Source organism: Actinomycetospora cinnamomea, assembly GCF_003096675.1.
Lineage (GTDB): Bacteria > Actinomycetota > Actinomycetes > Mycobacteriales > Pseudonocardiaceae > Actinomycetospora > Actinomycetospora cinnamomea.
In genome coordinates, this window is the sequence record NZ_QEKW01000003.1 from 188,696 (window position 1) to 211,649 (window position 22,954).

A 22,954-nucleotide genomic window follows, 5' to 3' on the forward strand; every position below is an offset into this window, starting at 1 on the left:
GGCTCACTGCACCGGGCGCTCGGGCGGCTTCACCGGGGCCGCCGGCCGGGTCTGGGTCGCCGGCGCCGGGGCGTCGACGCCGGCCTCCTTGCGCTGCAGCGCGGTGATCGGCGCGGGAGCGGCCGTCAGGGGGTCGTAGCCGCCACCGGTCTTGGGGAAGGCGATGACCTCGCGGATCGAGTCGACGCCCGCGAGCAGGGCGCAAATGCGGTCCCAGCCGAACGCGATGCCGCCGTGCGGGGGCGGGCCGTAGGCGAACGCGTCGAGCAGGAAGCCGAACTTCTCCTGCTGCTGCTCCGGGGTCAGACCCATGAGGGCGAAGACCCGCTCCTGGACGTCCCGGCGGTGGATACGGATGGACCCGCCGCCGATCTCGTTGCCGTTGCAGACGAGGTCGTAGGCGTAGGCCAGGGCGTGCTCGGGGTCGTCCTCGAACCGGTCGATCCACTCGGGCGTCGGCGAGGTGAACGCGTGGTGCACCGCGGTCCAGGTGCCCGACCCGACCGCGACGTCGTCGGTGGACCCGGCGCGCTCGAACAGCGGCGCGTCGACGACCCACACGAACGACCAGGAGCCCTCTCCGATCAGGTCGAGGCGCCGGGCGATCTCCCCGCGCGTCGCGCCGAGCAGGGCGCGCGCCGCGGGGGCCTCTCCGGCGCCGAAGAAGATGCAGTCGCCGGGGCCCGCGCCCGCGGCCTTGGCCAGGCCCTCGCGCTCGGCCTCGGTGATGTTCTTGGCGACGGGGCCGGTGAGCGTGCCGTCCTCGCCGACCAGGACGTAGGCGAGGCCCTTGGCGCCACGCTGCTTGGCCCACTCCTGCCAGCCGTCGAGCGTGCGCCGCGGCTGCGACGCCCCGCCGGGCATCACCACGGCCCCCACGTAGGGCGCCTGGAACACGCGGAACGGGGTGTCGGCGAAGTACTCGGTGAGGTCGACGAGCTCGATGTCGAAGCGCAGGTCGGGCTTGTCCGTGCCGTAGCGCGCCATCGCCTCGGCGTACGGGATCCGCGGGATCGGGGTGGGGATCTCGTAGTCGCCCAGATCCCGCCACAGGGAGGCCATGATCGCCTCGGCGAGCTCGATGACGTCGTCCTGGTCGACGAAGCTCGCCTCGATGTCGAGCTGGGTGAACTCGGGCTGGCGGTCGGCGCGGAAGTCCTCGTCGCGGTAGCAGCGCGCGATCTGGAAGTACCGCTCGAGCCCGGACACCATGAGCAGCTGCTTGAACAGCTGCGGCGACTGCGGCAGCGCGTACCAGGATCCGGGCTTGAGCCGCGCCGGGACGAGGAAGTCGCGGGCGCCCTCGGGCGTGGACCGCGTCAGCGTCGGGGTCTCGACCTCGAGGAAGTCACGGTCCGAGAGGACGTCGCGCGCGATCTTGTTGGCGCGGCTGCGCAGCCGCATCGCCGACGCCGGGCCCTCCCGGCGCAGGTCGAGGTAGCGGTGGCGCAGGCGGGCGTCCTCGCCGACCTCGGTGTGCTCGTCGAGCGCGAACGGCAGCGGCGCCGACTCGCTGAGCACGGTGAGGGCGGTGGCGCTGACCTCGACCTCGCCGGTCGCGAGGTCGGCGTTCTCGCTGCCCGCGGGGCGCTGCTCGACGACGCCGGTGATCTGGACGCAGAACTCGGCGCGCAGCCGGTGCGACTCCGCGGCCACGTCGCCGAGCCGGAACACCACCTGGACGATGCCCGAGGCGTCGCGCAGGTCGATGAACACGACCCCGCCGTGATCGCGCCGGCGGGCCACCCATCCGGCGAGGGTGACGGTGGCGCCGACGTGCTCGGCGCGCAGCGTGCCGGCGGGGTGCGTGCGCATCATGGTGCGGGGGTGCTCCTGGATCGCGTGTGTCGGGTGACGACCTCGGCGACCGCCACCCGTCGAGGTTATCGACGTGGGCCGCCCGATTCCCCGCGCACCCGTCCGCTCAGCCGCTGACGTCCGGCCCGGCGCGGTCCAGGTGCACCCGCAGCAGCACCCGGCGCTCGCGGCGCATGGCGTCGTCGAACTCGTCCCAGTCGGGGTGCTCGCCCGAGACCTGCCGGTAGAGCGCCCGCAGGCCCTCGAGCGCGTCGGGCAGGTCGACGATCTCCACGCCGCCCTCGACCTGCACCCAGCGTCCGAAGAACCCGTCGGGCAGCACGCACAGCCACGCCCGGCCCTCGCGACGCAGGTTGCGCGTCTTGAGGGCCGTCTCGCGGGTGCTGACGACGGCGGCACCGTCGTCGTCGACGCCGACGACCACCGGCGAGAGCTGCGGATCGCCGTCGCTGCGCCGTGTCGCCAGCACCGCGCGGTGCTGCTCGCGCAGTACCTGCCGGGCGTCGTCCAGGTCCATGGCGACAGGCTAGTGAGACCGCGGCTCCGGGTCCTCCCGTCGTCTCGGCGACGTCCTGGGCGCGGCCCGGCCGACCGTCGAGGTCGGAGGCCGCGCTCCGTCCGGTCGGAAGGGCGGAGGGTCGGGAGTCGTCGCGCGGCGACACCGGCGGGCGTCGCGGCGTGTCGGGCGCGTCTGCCACCGGACGGTGTGGGGCGTTGCCCCAGGCGGGGTCCGTCGTCGGCGTACTGGGCGGGTTCGGTGCTCGACGGAACGGCCGGTGGCCAGGGGGCGGGGAGCTCGCCGGCCACCGCGTGCGGTGGGCGGTGGTAGGTGTGGCCGGTGGGTCTGGTCCAGGTGATCCAGCCGGGGCGGGGCTGGGTGAGCGTCCAGCCCTGGTCCTTGAGGTCGTGGTCATGCCCGCAAGCCGGCCCGTGCAACATCTGATGACTCACATTGTCAGGGCGGACGCCACGCGCTCCCCGGGCTGGACCTGAACGGCGCGCGGCAGGAGGCCTGACGCCGACGGCAGCTCGGGCACCGGGGAGTCGGCGCAGGAGTCCAGGCGCCGGTAGGAGGCCTCGCCCGCGGGGGCGGGACGGCGGTGGCGGAAGAGCAGGCGCACTCCGGGGCGGCGATCCAATCTGCCGGGACTGCCGGTGCCACGGCGCAGGCAGATGTTGGACGCCTCGCTCCACGACCTCACCCCCGGGTGGTGGAGCGCCGATGCCTCATGCCAGAGCGATCTCGACGCAGTCGGCGGTGCACGCACCATCCGCCACCGGTCCAGCCGCAGCCGGTCGCTCTGGGGCTTGTCGGTGCAGGACGGCGCGGGTGGGCCGGACCACGAGCGTGTCGTCATGCACCACGGCGGTGCCGTCGACGATGAGCGTGTGGTCGTCGCTGTCGGGCGGCGACCAGAGCACGGCGACGGTGCTGCCCGCTTCGACATTGGCCCGCGTCCGGCGACCGAGTCCGCTCACGACGACGGAGGACGCACCCCGGACGACGGCGGTCGTCGGCGTCGCGTGTGGACGGCCGTCGGGCGCGACGGTGAGGAGGTAGGCCGACGCCCCGACGGGCACGGCGGCAGCAAGGGTCGCAGCCAGCTCCACGTCCGACATGCTGCCAGCCGTGAACGTCGATCGCGAACGCCGGCGCGCGACGTCGGCACAACGAGCACGGCCTCATGTCTTGACGCCGCTATGACGCTACGCGACACCCCGTGCGGATCACGGTGGTGGGCGGCGAGTAGTGCGCCGAGCCGAACAGAACGCAGGAGCCGGTCGACCTTCGGCAGGACCGCCGATGCGCGTCCGCAGCTCGGGTAGCCCGCGGAGCAGATGGAGGTCGTGGCCGGCGAGCCGCTCGGCGGGCGTCGAAGGAAACCACGGCCAACGCCGGGCCGCCCCCGGGGTCTGTCCCGGGCAGGCTGTGCGCGAGCGGGCCGGGATCGGCCCACAGGTTGGCCCGATCGCGGGCTTGGCCGTCGCCGGCAAGCTGGGTCTGGACCACGCACGGCAGCCGGATTCGCTGGCGGCCTCGCCAGCAAGATCGGCGAGCGGGCAGGGCCGGGGGGTGGCGTAGGGCTCGACCCCCGCAGCGGCCGACCCCGCCAGGTGGCCGGCCCGCTCGGCGCCCTGCCGGCCATGGGAGGCCGCGGTGCGGGCTCTGAGTGCTTCCCGACGGACGGGCGCCCCGCGGTGGTCGACCGGCGGAGGCGTCAGGTGCCGTCGGACCAACATCGGCGCGAGGGCGCATGCAGCACGGGCCGCCTGGGCAGAGCCGCCCTCACCAGCGATGAAGGTCGAGGTGACGATGTCCGAGGACACGATCCCGCACGAGCAGACCGACGGCAGGGTCCCCACTCAGCGGGAGCTGGAGCCGGAGCAGGACAGTCAAGACGCGGGCCGCCGCCGACCGAGCGTCGCGCGGGGCGAGGACCAGGGTGAGGGCCGAGACAACGCCGCCCCGGACGTCTACCTGCACGTGCCGGTTCTCGAGGTCGACGAGATCGACCTGGAGGTGGAGGACCTGCGGGCGCACGTGTCCCTGCAAGCCGAGGTGCTCGACCTCGTCAAGCTCAACGTCGGGGTCGACGCCTCGCTTGGCCGCGTTCACCTCGGCATCCGCGGAGTCAAGGCACAGGCCACGCTCAAGGTCCGCCTCGACAATGTCGCGGGGATCGTCGACCGGGTTCTGGACACCATCGACCGCAATCCGCAGATCCTGGAGCACGTGACCCGCGGGCTCGGGCAGGCCACCCAGGAGCTGGGGTCGGGGGCGGGGCGCGCGGTCGAGCAGGTGGGCCAGGGCGCGAGCGACGCGGTGTCCGAGGTCGGTTCAGGGGCTGCGACGGCCGCGGGCGAGCTCGGACGCGGCGCCGGTGAGGCGGTGTCCGACCTCGGCGCGGGCGCGAGCGGCGCGGTCTCTCGGGTCGGCGAGGGCGCCGGGCAGGCGGTGTCCGAGGTCGCCGAGGGCGCCAGCGAGGCCGTATCCGACGTCGGCCAGGGCGCCGGCGATACGGTCTCCGAGGTCGGCGGCACCGTCTCGGAAGTCGGCGACAGGGCGAGCGAAGAGGCCGAAGCCAAGCCGCACGACGACACCCAGGCTAAGTCCGACATGGACAGCCAGGCCGACTCCGACCGAGCCGATGCTCCGGACCAGGAACGGAGTCCGGTCCGGCGGACACGGGCGGGCCGCAAGCGCGCCGAAGAGCGGAGCCCGGCGGGAGAGCAACGCGAGCCAAGGGGACGACAGACCAGGCGACAGGAGCCGAAGGAACGGCCGACTAGGCAGCAAGAGCCGGATGACTGGGGAGCGGCCGGCCGCCGACGCACCGGGGAGACCAAGTAGGAAACGGGATCGCGACCAGGACGAGGCTCCGACCGGTCGGAGCGGAAAAGCGCCCGCCCTTTCGGTGGCGGTCCCAGTGTTCAGGTGGCGGTTTCGGGGTGTGACGGACCCGATCAACAGGCCACTTCACGCTAACCCGGGCCTTCCGGCCGGGGATCGCCAGTTCAGTGTTTGCCAGCCTGAACGCCTACCTCAAACGAACTCGGCTGAGCTTGACCGGGGTTTCGTGCCACCGGCCCGACCCTCGTCGTCCCGACCCGGCGACCGAAGGTCCCCGATGGCACGCTCCGTCGACAGCATAGAGGCCGTACATCGTCGGCACTCACAGCTCGGGCCCCGGCCGTGAAGGTCAACGACGGGGGCCGATCAGGCCGACTTGTCGACGATCTTCCAGTACGAGTCCATATCGGGGCTGCGGCGGCACAAGTAGCGGCGGGTGTGCCGCCGCCCGAGGCGCGCGCCGCTTGTGCGCGACCAGCGAGGGCTGGGCGTAGGCGTAGTCCTCGCCCTTGCAGGCCACATCTTCCCAGTTCACAAGACAGCGCGTCGTGGCTGAACATGGTCGAGATCTTCTTCGGGATCATCACCCCGCAGGCCATCCGCCGCAGCACCTTCGACTCCGTCCGCGACCTGATGGCCAAGATTCGCCAGTTCATCGACGGCTGGAACGAGCGCTGCGAACCCTTCGTCTGGACTAAGGACACCGACACCATTCTGGCCAAGATCGACCGCAAAGCCTCAAGCGAGACTGGACAATAGCTCAAGTTGAGTTCAGGTAGAGCAAAGAGTGTCGGCGGCCCGCAGCGCGCTCAGGGTCCACCCCTGTCCGTGGCCACGAAAGTCCCCGCAGGTGGCCAAGTGGCGGTCCCCGCGGGTGGCCAGGTGAGGTCCCGGCTGGTGGCCACGTAGGGGTCCCCGGTCCCTCGTCGTGTCGTCGCGACGGTGGGGCCTGGGCGGTGAAGGTCGGGGGGGACGTCACGGTGCCCGGGTCACCGATGGCGCAGAGGTGATGGTGACGAACTCGCTCCCTGCCCCGCCGAGGAGCCGGCGCCTGATGGAGGACGCGATGCGGATGGCCTGGGTCTTCGCGAGCTCGGCCTTCTCGCCGGCAAAGAAGTCATCGACGGTCGCCGACCACAGACTGAGCCAACGGTCGAAGTGCTCGGTGGTCAGGGGGGACAGGGCGTGGAGGTCCTGGTGAGCCCGCAGCGCGTTGCGTCGATAGAGCCCCGCTCGGAACAGGACGGTCTCCCAGAAGTCGCACATGATCGGCATGTGCGCGTCGAGGTCCATCCTGGCGACGTCGCGAAAGAGCGGGCCCAGCAGGGGATCGGCGAAGGCCCTTGCGTAAAACTCGCGCACCAGAGTGTCGACGTCGGTGCGGTGGCTGATGTCGCGCTTCATACCTGCTCCACGATCTAGCCCAGGGGGCCCGGTCCCGGACAGCGCCTGGGAGAAAAGGCGGGCGTTCTCCGCAGTCAAGTTCTGCCACCCCGGCCGGGAGGTCGTCCTCGTAGTAGATCGCCTCAACCGGGCAGACGGCCTCACAGGCGCCGCAGTCGACACCTCGTCGGGGTGGATGTACGCGCGCGGGCGCCCTCGCAAGTGCAGTCGACGGGGCACTTCCTTGCCGCAGGTGCGGTCGACCCCGTCGATCACGGCTCAACGATCAGTCGATCATGAGGTTCTCCCTCCAGGCCCGACCGACCCTAATTTACCGGATGGCTATCCGGTATATCCTGAACCGGACGCCTCACGGCCCGCACCCGATCGAGCGCGCCGACGTCGCCTAGCCAGCCGAACAAGGAGCCCGGTCGGTGTCCCGGTAGGCGAGGTAGCCGTCGGGGCGGACCGCGACGACGGTCGTGCCCGGACGGTCGCGGAGCCCGTGCACGTGTACCCCCGGCCCCAGGGCCGCGCGCGGGACGTCGCGGGCGTTCCGGGCGAGCAGGACGTGGGTCCCCGGGCGAGGGTCAGGTCGTGCAGCCGGACCGGGCCGCGGTGCGCCACGACCGCGGCGTCCGGCAACCAGTCCACAAGGAGAGGAGCTATCCGATTAACTGATATTGCATGGCCTCAGCGTCTCCGCAATCGTCTCGTCTTCTTCGACTTTTTTCGTCGCCGCCTGGAACGGCGGGTGATAGCACGACGATTTCTTTACGATCTTGAGCAGCCGTGGCTACCACGAATGGGCAGCGATAGTCATTTGAAGTACTCCTCGATACGCGCGCGACCGCTATTCATGAGCTCGCGCGCGTGCTCCTTGCACAACGCGGTGCCAGAGATGAGCGTCATCGCCTTCCGCCGCTTTCCCTGCTTCGCCTGCTTCACGCACAGCGCGCAGTCCGGAATCCATGGCTTCGTCGCGCGATCGTGAGCGTGCTCGTACGGGCCTATTCCCATCGTTGGTCATCCCCTCGCAGCCGGCGCACGTCCGAGGCGACAACGCGGGCCGTGCCCGCCGCAGGGTCGAAGGGCCCCGCGCCTCCGTGCCCTCCGCACCGGTTACCGCGGCTCGCTCATGCAACCCGTGCAAGCCCCGGGTAGCGGGGCCGATCCGCTCCGCGGGGTCAGGTCCTTCGGTCCCTGCGCCCCGGGCAGCCGGACTCCCATCCTCGGCGCAGTCCGACCGACGAGAAGGGGGAGCCATCATGGCCGAGGCATCAAACGAGCAGCGCGCACGACGGATCATCGAGCTGTTCAACGCCGGTGACTGGGACGCGTACCGGGACGAGTTGGTCGGCGACGGCTACCTCTACGAGGAGACCGGAACCGGCCGGCGCCTGGAGAGCTTCGACGCCGCCCTGGAGGTCCTCAAGGGATGGAAGGCGGCGTTCCCGGACATCCAGGGTGAGGTCCTCCGCGTCGTCTCCGAGGGTGATGACGCGGTGATGGAGATTCGCTGGACGGGAACGCAGACGGGGCCGCTGGAGGGACCGACCGGTGAGCTGCCGCCGTCCAACCGGTCCTTCGATGCGGTCGCCGTGATGTGGGTGACGTTCCGGGACGGGCGGATCATCGCTAAGCGCCACTTCCTGGACCTGCTCACGACCCTCGCGCAGCTCGGAGCGTTGCCGGTCGCCGCCTAGCGCGGCCGGGGCCCTCAGACTCGACCGGGGGACGCTGGAGGACTCGCACCGTCGTCGCACCACAGGCGAACCCGTCTTCACAGCAACGAGAGCTGCTCGGCCGGCGCGGTGACGACCGCCTCGGGTGCCGTCGGCGAGGGCATCGCGCCGTCCGGCCACCCGCCCTTGCCCTCGAGGCCGTCGTGCCGCTCGCCGCGGCCCTCCCCGTGCCGCCCGCCCATCGCGTGCCCGCCCCCGGTGAGCCCGTGGCGCTCGAGCATCGGCCGGACGCGGGAGGCGAGGTCGCGCCGGTAGGCGGCGTCGACGTAGGCGCCGCGGCGGTAGAGCGCGGCGTAGCGCTCGATCAGGCCGGGGTGCTCCCGTGCCAGCCACGCGTGGAACCACTCGCGGGTGCCGGGACGCAGGTGCAGCGCGAGCACACTGGCCCCGCTGGCCCCGGCGTCGGCGATCTCGCCGAGCAGGGCGTCGAGGGCCTCGTCGGTGTCGGTGAGACCGGGCAGCACCGGCGCGACGAAGACCCCGCACGGCAGGCCCGCGTCCCGGACGCGGCGCACGAGGTCGAGCCGGGCGCGCGGTGTCGGCGTGCCCGGCTCGACCCGCCGGTGCAGCTCGGGGTCGAGCAGGGCGAGCGACACCCCGACACCCACCGGGACGTCGCGGGCCGCCGCCGTGAGCTCGGGCAGGTCGCGGGCCAGCAGGGTGCCCTTGGTGAGGATCGAGAACGGCGTCCCGCTGCCGCCGAGGGCGCGGATGATGCCCGGCATGAGGACGTACCGACCCTCCGCCCGCTGATAGGGATCGGTGTTGGTGCCCATCGCGACGTGCTCCCGCGTCCACCGCGGCGAGCGCAGCTCGCGCGCCAGCACCTCGGGCGCGTTGAGCTTGACGACGACCTGGCGGTCGAAGTCGTCGCCCGCGTCGAGGTCGAGGTAGGTGTGGGTGTTGCGGGCGAAGCAGTTGTGGCTGATGACGCCGTCGGCGACGAAATCGCCGGTGCCCGTCGTGAGGTCGCGCAGCGGCCGCTCGCCGGGCAGCTCCTCGATGGCGGCCACCGTGCGCCCGCCCGGCGCGTCGTCCGGGGGCGCGGGCGCGACCGGCGGGGAACCGGGGCGACGGAACGCCTCGTCCGCGAGGGTCTCGGCGCCCACGAGCGCATCACCGACCCGCAGGTGGGGCCGTTGGTCGCCCGCACACCCGTCGGGGCGCACGTGGACCCACCCGCGCGGGGTGAGGAAACGGTGGTCGGCGCTGGCGACGATCGCCGTCCCGTCGGCGAGGCGGACGCGCCACGCCGTCTTCGTGCTGGTCCACGCGTCGTGCACCGGCGTCGGCACGAGGCTGCGCACGCCGCCGCGCATCGCCGTGCCCACCACGAGGTCGCCCACCCGCACGTCGGCGAGCCGCACGCTCGTGCCGTCCACCATGAGAACCGGGGTGTCGGGACCGAGGCAGTAGGTGCACGCGTGGCTGCAGCCGCGATAGGGGTTCACCGTCCAGCCGAAGGGCATCGGCGAGGCGCCCGGCATGCGGTTGAGCACCGAGCGTGCCCGCACCTCGTGGAAGGTGATGCCCGCGAACTCCGGCGTCCGGACGCTGCGGACCAGCCCCTTGAGCGCCGGCATGCCCGGCAACTGCTCGGGCCCCCCGGCGACCTTCTGCTCGTCCCACCGCACCCACCTATTCGAACACGTGTTCGATGATGCGGCAAGTCGTCATCGGGGAGGACCATTCTCCGCGTGGACGACGCCCGGCGCCTGTGGACCTTGTACGAGCCGCTGCACGCGGTCAGCTACTTCACCGTCGAGGCCCGGACGGCGGCCGACGCCGCGGGCCTGCGCGGATTCTGGATGGCCTACGTGGCCCAGCGGTCGGCGCCGCTCGGCGCGGTCGGGCCGGAGGTCGCGTACGCCGCCTTCCACGGCTTCCACCGCCTTCGGCTCGAGCGCGCGCTGCCCGACGCCTGGGACCTCGCGGATCCGGACCGCTGCCTGACCGCGCGCGCCGCCGGCGCGGGCGCCGCGCTGCACCGACTGCTCGGGGAGGAGGTGGCGCACCGGCCGGAGATCGCCGAGGCCGCCGAGCTGGCGGGCGCGGCCGCCGACGCGGCCGACGTCGAGGGCCGGGTGCTCGGCGCGGCGAACCAGGCGCTCCCCCGCCCCGACGAGCCCGTCCGCGCGTTGTGGCAGGCGGCGACGACGCTGCGGGAGCACCGGGGGGACGGCCACGTCGCGGTCCTCGTCACCCGCGGGATCGGACCGGTCGCCGCGCACCGGCTCAAGGCCGCGGCCGGGGAGCTGAACGGCTGGACCACGCGGCAGGCCCGCCGCTTCGACGAGGAGGAGTGGGCGGCCGGCGCGGCGGAGCTGCGCGAACGCGGTTGGCTCGACGACGCGGACCGCCTCACCGATGCCGGGCGCATCGGGCACGAGGAGATCGAGGCGGCCACCGACCGCCTCGCCGCCCGCCCGTGGACGGCCCTGGGGCGCGAGCGGACCGATCGGCTGGCGCAGCTCCTGGCCCCGCTCGTCGACGCGGTCGTGGCCGCCCACGCCTTCCCGCCCGGCAACCCGATCGGCCTCGTCCGCTCCTGACTCCGGCGACCACGTTTCGGTACTCGCAGTACGCGGTACTGATTGGTAACAGCAGAACGGAGCAGGGGCTCCGGGCCGTGAGGAGGTGTCCGGTGGCGGAGACGACCCAGCGGAGCAAGGCGGGTGGAGGCACATGAACGCCTTCACCCTCGAGCTGACGCCCGCCCACCACGAGTTGGTGCGCCGTGCGCACGCCTTCGCCGAGGACGTCATCCGGCCAGCGGCGCCCCGGTACGACGCGGCCGAGGAGTGCCCCTGGGACATCGTCGACCGGGCGGCGCAGGAGGGCTTCTACAGCCCGCTGTTCTACGCCGATCTCATCGCCGACCCCACGGGCCTGTCGCTGCCACTGTTCCTCGAGGAGATCTTCTGGGGCTGCGCCGGCATCGGGTTGACCGTCGTCCTGCCCGCGCTGGCCCTCTCCGCGCTGAACCAGGCCGGCACTCCCGAGCAGCTCGCTCGGTGGGCCCCCGAGATGTTCGGCGAGCCCGGCGACATCAAGCTCGCGGCGCTGGCCGTCTCGGAGCCCCAGGGCGGGAGCGACGTCGCCGGGCTGCAGACCCGCGCCCGCAAGGACGGCGACTCCTGGGTCATCGACGGCGACAAGATCTGGATCGGCAACGGCGGCATCGCCGACGTCACGATCGTCAACGCCGTCGTCGACCCCGAGCTCGGCACCAAGGGCCAGGCGATGTTCGTCGTGCCGAAGGACACCCCGGGCATGGAACAGGTCCGCCGCCTGCGCAAGCTCGGGCACCGCGCCAGCCATACCGCCGAGCTGAGGTTCGAGGGCTGCCGCATCCCGGCCGACCAGCTGCTCGGCGGCGAGGACAAGCTCGAGCACAAGCTGGAGAAGGCCCGACGGGGCGAGGGCAAGGCCGCGGCGCTCGGGACGTTCGAGCAGACGCGACCGATGGTGGCCGCGATGGCGCTCGGCGTGGCGCGGGCGGCGTTCGAGTACGCCTGCGACCACGCCCGCCGGCGGGAGGCGTTCGGCGGGCCGATCATCGCCAACCAGGGCGTGTCGTTCCCCCTGGCCGACCTCGCCGCCGACATCGACGCCGCCCGCCTGCTCACGTGGCGCGCGTCGTGGATGGCCGCCAACGGTGTGCCGTTCCAGGTCGGCGAGGGCTCGATGTCGAAGCTCAAGGCCTCGGAGGTCGCCGTGCGCGCCGCGGAACAGGCCGTGCAGACCTGCGGCGGGTGGGGCTACGTCGACGACCTGCCCGTCGAGAAGTGGTACCGCGACGCAAAGCTCTACACGATCTTCGAGGGCACCAGCGAGATCCAGCGCATGGTGATCGGGCGGACGCTGTCCGAGCCGGAGTCGACCGAGGAGCCCGTGCACCACCGCCTGCCCGGGGACCGCCGCGGGCTGAGCCGCAGGTTCGGCCACGGTTCGTTGGCCCGGGCCCGCGCCGGCGAGATCTTCATGAAGCTCGCGCACAAGGCCCCGGAGCCGGTGCTGCGCCTCGGCGGCAGGCTCGCCTCGCCCGGCTCCTGAGCCCCCGTCCCCGGTCGTGCCGCGGGGCCCGGCGATGATGTGGCGGTGACCGCGCCCCGCCGACCCGATCGCCGCGCGGGCACCCCGGCGCCCGACGACGACACCGGACCGATCCGCCGGGAGCGCCCGCGCGAGGGGACCCGACGCCGGTCGGCCGAGGACGGACGGCCGGACGGCGCCACCGGGCGGCGTCGTACCGGTGAGGACGGAGCGCCGTCGCGTGCCCGCTCGTCCGGGACGGCGCCGCGGCGGCGCCGCTCGCGTGAAGCGTCGGCACGCGAAGGGTCCCCCCCGCGTCGCGCGGCCGACCCGGGTGCGGAGGTCGCGGTCGGCCACGGGCACGGCCACGGTGGCGGCGGGCTGGAGGGCGCGTCGGCACAGCGGGTGCGCCGGCTGCTCGCGCTGCTGCTCGCCCCGTTCGTCCTGGCGGTGCTGGCGGGGCTGGTGCTGCTCATGCCCTCACCCGGCGACTACGCGCGCGTGGTCGAGGCCGGGCGCGCGGGCCAGTCGGCCCAGGGCGTCCCCGGCCTCGGCGGGCAGACGCCGGTCGACGGGGAGGTCCTCCGCGCCGCGGGGGAGGTCGACTGCACCGACCCCAACCTGCCCGCCCCCGCGCCCGGCGAGGGCTGCGTCGCCGTCACGGTCCGCCTCGACAGCGGTCCGGCGCCCGGTACGAGGATCGCGACCCTGGCCCCGTCGACCCCGGGCTCACCGCGCTTCGCGGTGGGCGACCCGGTGGTGCTGGCGTGGTCGGGCGGCGACCCCGCCGACCCGCTCGGCTACACCCTCGTCGACTTCCAGCGCGGCCCGCCGCTGCTGCTGCTCGGGGGCCTGTTCGCGCTGGCCGTGGTCCTGCTCGGGCGCTGGCAGGGGCTGCGCGCCCTCGTCGCGCTCGGCGTCACGCTGGGCGTCCTCGCGGTGTTCGTGCTGCCCGCCCTCGCCACCGGCGCGTCGCCGGTGCCGGTGGCCCTCATCGCGTGCGGGCTGATCGTCGGCGTGGTCCTCCCGCTCACCCACGGGGCGTCGGCGCGCAGCGCCACGGCGGCGCTGGGGACGCTCGCGAGCCTCGCACTGATCGGCGTGCTCGCGCTGCTCTTCGCGGCGGCCTCGCGGCTGACCGGGCTCGGCGAGGAGGCCTCGGAGCTCGCCGGCGTCCTCGGCCCGGGGCTCGACGTGCGGGGGTTGCTGCTCGCGGGCGTGATCATCGGCGCGCTCGGCGTGCTCGACGACGTCACCGTCACCCAGACCAGCGCCGTGTGGGAGTTGCACCGCGCGGACCCGGCCGCTCGGCTGATCGACCTCTATGGTTCCGCCATGCGTGTCGGTCGGGACCACGTCGCCTCCGCGGTGAACACGCTCGTGCTCGCGTACGCCGGGGCGGCGCTGCCCCTGCTGCTGCTGTTCGCGCTGGCGGGGCGGGGTCTCGGCGACCTGCTCACGGCCGAGGACGTGGCGCAGGAGGTCGTGCGGACCCTCGTCGGCAGCATCGGGCTGGTCGCCTCGGTCCCGGTGACCACGTTCCTCGCGGCCGTCGTCGTGCGCGCCGTCAGTTCGAGCAGTCCGAGCACCCGGGGTGAGCCCGCATGACCCGTCCCGCCCTGCCGCGCGCGGTGGATCCGACGCCGGCGCCGAACGGGGTGCTCGACACGGCGCGGGCCCTGGTGGTGGCGTCGACGCGCACGGCCATCGAGCTCACGCTGCAGGGACCGTCGATCGTGCGGGGGCTGGCCGACATCGCGCGCACGGGCGCCGGGACCGCGGCCGACCTCAGCCCCATGGTCGTGGACGCGCTGCGCGCCGTGCCCCGGCTCGTGCGGCTGCTCGAGCAGCTCTCCCCCGTCGCGTCGGGGCTGCAGCACACCCTCGACCAGCTCGCGCCCGACCTCACGCGGCTCTCCTACGCCGTCGACGCCCTCGACCGCCTCGGCGGCGCCGTCGACGACCTCAACGCCCTGGCCCGCGCCGTGCCCACGCTGGCCCGCATCGCCGAGGCCGCGCCCGCGCTCGACCGGCTCGCCGAGGCCGTGCCCGCGCTGGGCCACCTGGGCGACGCGACCGACGACCTGCACGCCCTCGCCGGCGCCGTGCCGGCGCTCGAGGCCATCGCCGGCGCGGCGCCCGACATCCGCGCACTCACCGAGGCCGTCCCGGCGCTGCAGCAGATCGGCGACGCCCGCGGCGACATCGCCACGCTCGCCACCGCCGTCCCCGCCCTGCAGCGGATCGGTGACGCCCGCGGCGACATCGCCACGCTCGCCACCGCCGTCCCCGCCCTGCAGGAGATCGGTGACGCCCGCGGCGACATCGCCACGCTCGCGACCGCCGTCCCCGCCCTCCAGCACCTCGGCGAGGCGGCGCCGGTGCTCGCCCACCTCGCGGACGCGGCGCCGGCGCTGCAGCAGCTCGGCGGGGCCGTCCCCCACCTCGAGCGCCTCGCCGGTGCCGCGCCGTCGCTGGAGCACCTCGCGGGCGCCGTCCCGGCCCTCGAGCGCCTCGGCGTCGCGACCGACGACCTGCACACCATCGCCGCCGCCGCCCCCGCCCTGGTGGAGATCGGCTACGCCGCGGGCGAGCTGGCCACGATCGCGGGCGCGGTCCCGGCGCTCCAGGACGTCGCGACGGCCGCCGGGCACCTGGGCACGCTGGCCGGCGCGACCGACGACCTGCAGGCGCTCGCCGGCGCGACGGGCACGATCGAGCGCCTCGCCGACGCCGTCCCCACCGTCGGGCGGATCGCGGACGCCACGGGCCCCGTCGAGCGGATCGCCGACGCGGTGCCGACCGTCGCCGCGCTCGCGGACGCCGTGCCCACCGTCGCCCGGCTCGCCGAGGCCGTCCCGACCCTCGAAGCGCTCTCGGCCGCCGTGGACGACCTGCACGCCCTCTCCTCCGCGGTCGACGACCTCCACCACCTCGCCGAGGCCGCCCCGGCCCTGCGGCAGATGGCGGGCGCGATCGACGAGGTCCGCAAGCTCACCGGCGCCATCGGGCACGTCGAGGCCCTCGCCCGCCACGCCGACACCACGTTCCCCGACGTGCCGCCGCGCCTGGCCAACCTCGACGCGGCGCTGTCGACCGCCGCCGGCGAGCTGCAGAAGGTCAGCCCCGACCTGCGCACTCTCGCCGGGCGCATCGACAACCTCGACGAGCAGATCAAGGTGCTCGCCGACGCCCTCGCGCCGCTGCAGGGCACCACCGAACGCCTCGGCCGCGTGGTCGACCGCCTGCCCGGGCGCCGGCGCGGCGAGCAGTAGCGCGCTCCTCGCGGAGATCAGGAGCACGTTCGACAGGTCAGCCCGCGGCCCGTGCGGGATGCGCTACGTACCGGTGATCATGGGCACTCGGACGACGACGGCCCCCTCACCGGCGAGGGCGAGGGGGCCGTCGGGTGTCCGGATCAGTTGCCGGAGCAGGGCTCCGGCTCGGGCCGCGGCTCGTGGCCCCCGTCGTGACCGCCGTCGTGACCGCCGTTCTCGTGGCCGCCCTTGTCGTGGCCGCCCTTGTCGTGGCCGCCCTTGTCGTGGTGGCCCTGGTTCTCGTGGCCACCGTTCTCGTGACCCTCGTCCTCGCCGTCACCGGGGTGCGGCATCGGAATGGAGGGCACGGTCGGCTCCTCGCACGGCTCCTCACCCGGCACCTCGGGCGCGACGAGCTCGAAGTCGTAGGTCGTGCTGGGCGTCGAGACGAGGTCCACGGCCGCGTCGAGGCCGGGGTTGCCCGTGCCCTGGTTGAGGACGAGCGCCGTGACGACGATGTCGGGCTGCCCGGCGACGTAGGCCGAGAACGGCTTCGCGCCGCCGTTCGAGCACGCCGTCTGATCGGCCTCGATCACGTCCGGGATCGCTCGCGTCGAGCACCAGTTGCCCGCGCCCGCCTCATAGCGGTGCCACTCCTCGGGCGTGGTGCTGTCGTCGGGGTTGTAGACGGGCTCGTAGGTGAGGGTCGAGAACCCGGCGTCCGAGGTCGGGTCGAAGTCGATGGCGAGCTGCATGCTCGGGAACTGCACCGGGTTGTCCGCAGCGGACCGGTAGGCCGAGTACGCGGCCGTCGGGATCCAGGCGGCGAGCGGCGACGGCGGCTCCTCCCTCACCGCGAGCGCTGCCTTGTCCGAGCCGCCGGGGGTCTGCAGCCGCAGCGCGGCCACGCCTCCGCCCTCCGGAGCGCCGAAGGCGTCGGAGACCTCGGCCGTGGCGTCCCCGCGGATGTCCCCGGGCGCGAACGGCGCGAGATCCGGCTCCACGTACGTCGTGCCCACCACCGGGACGGGCGCCGGCACCAGCGGTGCCGCACTGCCCGTCCCGATCGCCGCGGCGGCTCCGCCGCCGACGATCAGGGCCCCGGTGGCCGCGAGCGCGACCATCCCCCGACGTCCGAGCTTCGCCCTGTGAAGACCCATGCGTGTGGTGTCCTTCCGCCCCTGGGGTGATGTGGCGGCGTGAGCCACCACGCGTCGACAACGACGCGGACACGAAGGGGTGACGAAACCATCCGGCCGAGTGGCCGTCCAAGATCGCCTCATCGGCGCAGCCACGGAACGCCGACCGGGCGTACCGAGTCCGGACGACGGGCTCAGCCCGCGACGGGCGGCAGTGCCGTGCCGGTGTCCTTGAGGCCGACGCCCGAGAGCCCGAGGCGGAAGGACTCGGTCATCAGCGCGGCCAGGACCTCGGCGGCACCGTCGTAGGTGAGCCCGTCGGGCGGGCGGATGTTGGACACGCAGTTGCGCTCGGAGTCGAGGCGGCCCGGGCGCGGGTCGAACGTCAGGTAGGCGCCGAGGGAGTCGGGCGAGGACATGCCGGGGCGTTCACCGATGAGCACGAGCACCATCCGCGCACCCAGGGCCGCGGCGATGTCGTCGCCGAGCGCGACGCGCGCCTGCTGCGCCACGACCACGGGCGCGACCGACCAGCCCTCGAGGCGGGGCAGCAGCGCGTCCACGACGGCGACGGCGTGGTCGTGCACCGCCCGCGCCGAGAGCCCGTCGGCGATCACCACCGCGAGGTCGTGGTCACCCCGCTCGAGGCCGTGGTCGTCGGCCAGCCGCCGCCCCAGGTCGGGGCGCTGGAGGTACTCGGTGCGGTCCGCGACCCGGGAGTGCACCACCGGCCCCGCCCGCTCCCCCAGCGCCGCGACGACGGCGTCCGCGTCGAGCGGCGCGTGCACCGCGTCGCGGGCCTGGGCGTGCGCGGCGGCCAGCCGCAGGTTCTCCGGGGTGGACAACCCGTCGCCGGCGCGGCCCAGCCCCACCCGCGCGCGGGTGGCGGCCCGCAGCGTCTCCCAGGGATCGGTGCTCATGCCCGTCCTCCCTCAGGCCATCAGGGCGCGGATCGGCTCGGGCACCAGCCGGGGGACCCGGCCGGCGGCGTCGAGCAGCCCCACCGAGCCCAGCCACGCCTCGAACTCCGGCGCCGGCCGCAGGCCGAGGGTCTGGCGCGCCTGCAGCACGTCCTGGAACGACAGCGACTGGTAGTTGAGCATGATGTCGTCGCCGCCCGGGACGGTGATCACGAACGCGCAGCCCGCCGCGCCGAGGGTGAGCAGGAGCGTGTCGGTGTCGTCGGCGTCGGCCTCGGCGTGGTTGGTGTAGCAGACGTCGACCCCCATGGGGACGCCCAGCAGCTTGCCGCAGAGGTGGTCCTCGAGCCCCGCCCGCAGGATCTGCTTGCCGTCGTAGAGGTACTCGGGCCCGATGAAGCCGACGACGGTGTTGACCAGCAGGGGGTCGAACGCACGGCACACCGCGTACGCCCGGGCCTCGAGGGTCTGCTGGTCGACCCCTCCCCCGTTCGACCCGTGGTGGGCGTCGGCCGAGAGTGCCGAGCCCTGCCCGGTCTCGAAGTAGGTGACGTTGCGGCCGACGGTGCCGCGGTCCAGGGCGAGAGCGGCCTCGCGGGCCTCGCGCAGCTGGTCGAGGGTCACCCCGAAACCGCGGTTGGCCGCCTGCGTCCCGGCCACCGACTGGAACACGAGGTCGACCGGCGCCCCCTGCTCGAGCAGCTCGAGGGTCGTCGTGACGTGGGTGAGCACGCAGGACTGGATCGGCGCGTCGAGACGCTGCCGGGCGTCGTCGACGAGGTCGAGCAGCGCCCGCACGGTGGAGGGCCGGTCGGTGGCGGGGTTGATCCCCACCACCGCGTCGCCCGCGCCGTGCAGCAGCCCGTCTACCAGTGAGGCCGTGATCCCGACGGCGTCGTCGGTCGGGTGGTTGGGTTGCAGGCGCGTCGCCAGCCGCCCCTCGAGGCCGATCGTCGTGCGCAGGCCGGTGACGACGCGCGTCTTGCGGGCGACGGCCACGAGGTCGCCGACGCGCATGAGCTTGCTGGCCGCCGCCACCATCTCGGGGGTCAGGCCCGGCGCGAGCGCGGCGAGCGTGGCGGTGTCGGCCTCCCACGACAGCAGCCAGTCGCGGAACCCGCCGACGGTGAGCGAGCGCACCGGGGCGAAGGCGGCGGCGTCGTGCGAGTCCATGATCAGCCGGGTGACGTCGTCGTCCTCGTAGGGCACGACGGCCTCGTCCAGGAAGTGGGTCAGCGGCACGTCGGCCAGCACGGTCTGTGCGGCCACCCGCTCGGCCGCGGACTCCGCCGCCACGCCGGCCAGCACGTCCCCGGAGCGCAGGGGCGTGGCCTTGGCGAGCAGGTCGCGCAGGTCGTCGAAGGTGTAGGAGTGGCCGCCGAGGGTGGTCCGGAACTTCCCCCGTCGCTGCGCTCGCCCCGTCCAGCTCACTCGAGTTCCTCCTCCGCCTTCGCCAGGGCCGCGAACTCCTCGTCGGGCGCGGCCGCGACGAGGTGGTGGCGAGAGTAGAACCCGAACCAGGCCATGAGCAGGGCGAGCGCTACGAGCGCGCAGAGCGCGGCGACGACGTCGACCAGGAACGTCGCGACGACCGCGGCGAGCGCGAGCAGGAGCGCGATCCCGGTGGTGATCCGCCCGCCCGGCGTGCGGTAGGGCCGCGGGAGCTCCGGGTTCCGGGCGCGCAGCACCTGGTGCGCCACCATCATCAGCACGTAGGACAGCGTCGCCCCGAACACGGCGAGGTTGATGAGGATGTCGCCGTTGCCGAAGGCGGCCAGGACGAAGCCGAGCGCGGCCGGGATGACGAGTGCGAGCGTCGGGGCCTTTCGGCCGTTGGTGCGCGACAGCACGCGGGGCAGGTAGCCCGCGCGCGAGAGGGCGAAGGTCTGCCGCGAGTAGGCGTAGATGATCGAGAAGAAGCTCGCGATCAGGCCGAGCAGGCCGATGTAGTTCACCGTCGTCGACAGCCACCCCGCGCCGAGGCCGGCCTCCAGCACACTGACCAGGGGGTTGTCGCTCTCCGAGAGCGCCTGGGCGCCCTGCGCACCCGGGGCGAGCAGCAGGACGGCCGCCGCGGAGACGACCAGCACCGCCATCGCGACGATGATCCCCCGCTAAACCGCCCGCACCGGGTCCCGGGCCTCCTCGGCGGCGAGCGGCACGCCCTCGACCGCGAGGAAGAACCAGATCGCGAACGGGAAGCTCGCCCACACACCGACCAGGCCGAACGGCAGCAGGGGGGACGCGCCCGCCGCGTCGGTCACCGGGATGTCGGTGAGGTTGGCGGCGTCGAAGGACATGATGCCGCCGACGGCGAAGAGGATCAGGCCGACCAGGGCGATGGCGGCGATCACGAACGTGGCCTTGAGCGCCTCGCCGACGCCGAGCAGGTGGATGCCGACGAAGACGACGTAGCAGACGAGGTAGACCCACCAGCCGTCGGTGATCCCGAACAGGCCGAGCGACTCGACGTAGCCGCCGATGAACGTGGCGATCGCGGCCGGGGCGACGGCGTACTCGAGCAGGATCGCCGCGCCCGTCGCGAACCCGCCCCACGGGCCCATCGCGACCCGGGCGAACGTGTACCCGCCGCCCGCGGCCGGCAGCGCCGAGGACATCTCGGCGAGGCCGAGCACCATGCACGTGTACATCACGGCCATGAGCACGGCGGCGATCGCGAGACCGCCCCACCCGCCCTGGGCCAGCCCGAAGTGCCAGCCGGCGTAGTCGCCGGAGATGACGTAGGCGACGCCGAGGCCGGCGAGGAGCACCCAGCTCGCCGATCCGGCGCGCAGCTGGCGTTGCGCCAGGTAGTCGCTGCGTGTCCCCGATCCGGACGTCGCGTCCACCTGCTCCGCCATCAACGTCCCCTTCCGCTCAGCCCGGGGCACAACGTGAGGCAGGTGTGAAGGCTGTGGGTGACGATCGGGTTGCGATCGCCGACCGCCCAGGTGAGCGAAGTTCCCGGCTGTAGCCGGGACCTTCGCTCACACGGGTCAGGCGACCGGACTGTGGGACGTGCCGGAGGCGGGGGTCGTGGCGGGGTCGTCGAGGCCGCGGCGGCTGGTCTCGCCCGCGGCCAGCACGCAGCCGACGGTGAGCAGGCAGCACACGGCGATGACCACCGACACCAGCACCGGGCTGCCGGTGCCCTGCAACACGCTGGCGAAGATCACCGGGCCGAGACCCGCGCCGATGCCGGCGACCTGGTAGCCCAGCGACGCGCCGGTGTAGCGGGCGCGGGTGGAGAACAGCTCGGTGTAGAGCGCGGCCAGCGGGCCGTACATCGCCGCGTGCACCACGCCCTGCCCGACGACGACGCCGAGCACGAGCAGCGCGGCGGACCCGGAGTCGACCAGTGGGAACAGCAGGAACGCCCACACGGTCATCGCCAGCGCCCCGACGAGCACGACGGGCCGGCGGCCGACGCGGTCCGACAGCGCCGCGAAGCCGAGGATCCCGAACACCGCGGTGATCGAGGACACCGTCAGCGCGTTGAGCACGGTCTGCCGCGCGAAGCCCGCCTGCACGGCGTACGCGATGACGAACGTCGTGAGCACGCCCTGCGCGACGAAGGCGCCGAAGCCGATGCCGATCGAGAGCACGAGGTTGCGCGGGCGGCGCAGCACCTCGACCAGCGGGGGCCTCGACGGCGCACCAGTCTGCGCGCGGGTGAACACCGGCGTCTCGTCGACGCGGGCCCGGACGAACAGGCCGACCGCGAGCAGCACCGCGCTGAGCAGGAACGGCACGCGCCAGCCCCAGGCCAGGAAGCCCTGCTCCCCCGCGACCGCCGCGGCCCCGGCCAGCGCGGCGGTGGAGAGCACCATGCCGCTCGGGGCGCCCGCGTTGGTGAAGCTCGCCCACAGGCCGCGGCGCGAGGTCGCGTGCTCGGCGGACATGAGCACCGCGCCGCCCCACTCGCCGCCGACCGCGACGCCCTGCAGCACGCGCAGCAGCACCAGCAGGATCGGCGCCCACACCCCGATCTGGGCGTAGGTGGGCAGCACGCCGATGAGCACGCTGACCACGCCCATCAGGCTCATCGTCACCACGAGCATCTTCTTGCGCCCGACGCGGTCGCCGAAGTGCCCGAACAGCACGCCACCGAGCGGGCGCGCGAGGTAGCCCGTGGCGAGCGTCCCGAAGCTCGCGACCGTGCCGACGAGCGGGTCGAGCGTCGAGAAGAAGACCTTCGCGAACACCACCGCCGACGCGGTCGCGTAGAGCAGGAAGTCGTAGTACTCGATGACGCTGCCCAGGTAGCTGGACAGCACGGCCCGGCGGAGCTGGGTCCGCGAGCGGGTGTCGGCGTCGGCCACGCCGCACCTCCGTTGATGTGGTCGGGGTCACCTGCGTCGGCGCCAATGTAGGCAACCGACCGACGGCCGTCAACGATGTGCCCAACATCGTCCCGACGCTAGGCTCCGCCCGTGTCCGAGGCCCCGGACGACGCGGTCGAGGAACCGGTCGACGCCCCCCGCCCCCAGGCGATCCTGCTGACCTTCCTCGGCGGCTACCTGCTCGGACGCGGCGTGCACGTGGCCACCAGCAGCCTCGTCGACGTCCTCGGGCGGGCCGGGGTCTCCGAGCACGCGACCCGCTCGACGGTCAGTCGCATGGCCCGCCGGGAGCAGCTGCACCGCGTGCGGCGGGGCCGGCAGGTCTACGTCGGCCCGACTCCGTCCACCCGCGAGGTCCTGCGCGACGGCGACACCCGCATCTGGCGCACCGACGTCGTCAACACGCGCTGGGACGGCACGTGGACCCTGCTGTCGTTCTCGCTGCCCGACGCCTGGCAGCGCGAACGGCACCTCCTGCGCGCCCGGCTGGTCTGGGCCGGGTTCGGGCCGCTGCAGGGCGGGCTGTGGATCGCGCCCGGCGAGGTCGACGTCCCCGCGCTCGGTGAGGGGCTCGGACTGGAGGGGCGCCTGCGGGCCTTCGACGCCCGCGCCGTCGCGCCCACCGACGTCGACACCCTGGTCCGCGACGCCTGGGACCTGCCGGCCCTCGCCGGGCGCTACGCGGCCTTCCACGCCCGCTGGGGCGACCCGGCGGCGCGTCAGTCCGCGCCCGACGCGCTGACCGCCCAGCTCCTGCTGCAGACCGACTGGCTGCAGGCCGTCCGCCGCGACCCGCGCCTGCCCCGCCGGCACCTGCCGCCCGACTGGCCCGCCGAGCCCGCCCACGCCCTGTTCCGCGAGCTCTACGCCGCCTACGAGCCCGGCGCCCGCGCCGGCGCGGCCGACCTGGACGTCATCCCCGACGAGGACGCGGCCCGCGGCTGATCCCCTGTGAGCGATCT

Annotated in this window: 17 protein-coding genes and 2 pseudogenes; 8 read left to right on the forward strand and 11 right to left on the reverse strand. The window is 73.7% G+C overall.

Annotated features, from left to right (window positions below):
• Positions 1-3 precede the first annotated feature (3 nt).
• The 3 genes from aspS to C8D89_RS07895 form a co-directional block, all read right to left on the reverse strand.
• Positions 4-1,818, reverse strand: coding sequence for an aspartate--tRNA ligase (gene aspS / locus C8D89_RS07885; protein WP_116707558.1), 1,815 nt, complete (start codon positions 1,816-1,818; stop codon positions 4-6).
• A 106-nt stretch (positions 1,819-1,924) separates the two neighbouring features.
• Entirely contained in the window at positions 1,925-2,335 is a 411-nt protein-coding gene (locus tag C8D89_RS07890; protein WP_116707559.1) for a TIGR03618 family F420-dependent PPOX class oxidoreductase, read from the reverse strand.
• Between the two features lie 710 nt (positions 2,336-3,045).
• Entirely contained in the window at positions 3,046-3,429 is a 384-nt protein-coding gene (locus C8D89_RS07895; protein ID WP_165825593.1) for a pyridoxamine 5'-phosphate oxidase family protein, read from the reverse strand.
• A gap of 685 nt (positions 3,430-4,114) precedes the next feature.
• On the opposite strand from C8D89_RS07895, the gene C8D89_RS07900 reads away from it, so the two are divergent.
• Together C8D89_RS07900 and C8D89_RS07905 are read left to right on the forward strand one after the other, a co-directional pair.
• A complete protein-coding gene (locus C8D89_RS07900) occupies positions 4,115-5,170 on the forward strand; it encodes a hypothetical protein (RefSeq protein WP_133251839.1) in 1,056 nt (351 codons plus the stop codon).
• Between the two features lie 558 nt (positions 5,171-5,728).
• Positions 5,729-5,929: a hypothetical protein gene (locus C8D89_RS07905; protein ID WP_116707562.1), complete on the forward strand. Its 201-nt coding sequence runs from the start codon at positions 5,729-5,731 to the stop codon at positions 5,927-5,929.
• Positions 5,930-6,145: 216 nt separating this feature from the next.
• On the opposite strand, the gene C8D89_RS07910 is transcribed toward C8D89_RS07905, so the two are convergent.
• Positions 6,146-6,574: a group III truncated hemoglobin gene (locus C8D89_RS07910; RefSeq protein WP_116707563.1), complete on the reverse strand. Its 429-nt coding sequence runs from the start codon at positions 6,572-6,574 to the stop codon at positions 6,146-6,148.
• Positions 6,575-6,592: 18 nt separating this feature from the next.
• Positions 6,593-6,829 (reverse strand): annotated as a pseudogene (locus C8D89_RS07915) (indolepyruvate ferredoxin oxidoreductase subunit alpha); the annotation flags it as partial.
• A gap of 992 nt (positions 6,830-7,821) precedes the next feature.
• Here C8D89_RS07915 and C8D89_RS29090 point away from each other — a divergent pair.
• Positions 7,822-8,259 (forward strand): ester cyclase, encoded by a 438-nt coding sequence (locus tag C8D89_RS29090; protein WP_165825594.1) that lies wholly within the window; start codon positions 7,822-7,824, stop codon positions 8,257-8,259.
• Positions 8,260-8,336: 77 nt separating this feature from the next.
• Here the strand turns inward: C8D89_RS29090 and C8D89_RS07925 are convergent, their stop codons facing one another.
• Entirely contained in the window at positions 8,337-9,932 is a 1,596-nt protein-coding gene (locus C8D89_RS07925; RefSeq protein ID WP_116707565.1) for an Rv2578c family radical SAM protein, read from the reverse strand.
• 63 nt (positions 9,933-9,995) lie between these two features.
• Between C8D89_RS07925 and C8D89_RS07930 the strand changes: the two genes are divergently transcribed.
• The 4 genes from C8D89_RS07930 (at position 9,996) to C8D89_RS07945 (ending at position 15,608) form a co-directional block, all read left to right on the forward strand.
• On the forward strand, positions 9,996-10,850 hold the full coding sequence (locus C8D89_RS07930; RefSeq protein ID WP_116707566.1) for an SCO6745 family protein: 855 nt from the start codon (positions 9,996-9,998) through the stop codon (positions 10,848-10,850).
• Positions 10,851-10,983: 133 nt separating this feature from the next.
• Positions 10,984-12,354 (forward strand): acyl-CoA dehydrogenase family protein, encoded by a 1,371-nt coding sequence (locus C8D89_RS07935; protein ID WP_116707567.1) that lies wholly within the window; start codon positions 10,984-10,986, stop codon positions 12,352-12,354.
• A 45-nt stretch (positions 12,355-12,399) separates the two neighbouring features.
• Complete coding sequence (locus C8D89_RS07940) at positions 12,400-13,941, forward strand: YibE/F family protein (RefSeq protein WP_243417939.1); 1,542 nt, start codon at positions 12,400-12,402, stop codon at positions 13,939-13,941.
• Complete coding sequence (locus C8D89_RS07945) at positions 13,938-15,608, forward strand: hypothetical protein (RefSeq protein ID WP_116707568.1); 1,671 nt, start codon at positions 13,938-13,940, stop codon at positions 15,606-15,608. Before C8D89_RS07940 ends, C8D89_RS07945 begins: the two co-directional genes overlap by 4 nt.
• 143 nt (positions 15,609-15,751) lie before the next feature.
• On the opposite strand, the gene C8D89_RS07950 is transcribed toward C8D89_RS07945, so the two are convergent.
• From C8D89_RS07950 to C8D89_RS07970, 5 genes and pseudogenes are all read right to left on the reverse strand, one after another.
• Entirely contained in the window at positions 15,752-16,750 is a 999-nt protein-coding gene (locus tag C8D89_RS07950; RefSeq protein ID WP_133251840.1) for a DUF4779 domain-containing protein, read from the reverse strand.
• A gap of 173 nt (positions 16,751-16,923) precedes the next feature.
• Positions 16,924-17,649, reverse strand: a complete 726-nt coding sequence (gene eutC, locus C8D89_RS07955; RefSeq protein ID WP_116707570.1) for an ethanolamine ammonia-lyase subunit EutC — start codon at positions 17,647-17,649, stop codon at positions 16,924-16,926.
• Positions 17,650-17,661: 12 nt separating this feature from the next.
• The gene (locus C8D89_RS07960) at positions 17,662-19,080 is read right to left on the reverse strand and encodes an ethanolamine ammonia-lyase subunit EutB (protein WP_116707571.1); all 1,419 of its coding nucleotides are present in this window, start codon (positions 19,078-19,080) and stop codon (positions 17,662-17,664) included.
• Positions 19,077-20,510: pseudogene (gene eat, locus C8D89_RS07965) on the reverse strand (ethanolamine permease). The gene C8D89_RS07960 and the pseudogene eat overlap by 4 nt, the downstream one beginning before the upstream one ends.
• A 135-nt stretch (positions 20,511-20,645) precedes the next feature.
• The gene (locus tag C8D89_RS07970) at positions 20,646-21,971 is read right to left on the reverse strand and encodes an MFS transporter (RefSeq protein ID WP_116707572.1); all 1,326 of its coding nucleotides are present in this window, start codon (positions 21,969-21,971) and stop codon (positions 20,646-20,648) included.
• Between the two features lie 111 nt (positions 21,972-22,082).
• On the opposite strand from C8D89_RS07970, the gene C8D89_RS07975 reads away from it, so the two are divergent.
• The gene (locus C8D89_RS07975) at positions 22,083-22,937 is read left to right on the forward strand and encodes a PaaX family transcriptional regulator (protein WP_116707573.1); all 855 of its coding nucleotides are present in this window, start codon (positions 22,083-22,085) and stop codon (positions 22,935-22,937) included.
• Positions 22,938-22,954: the final 17 nt, after the last annotated feature.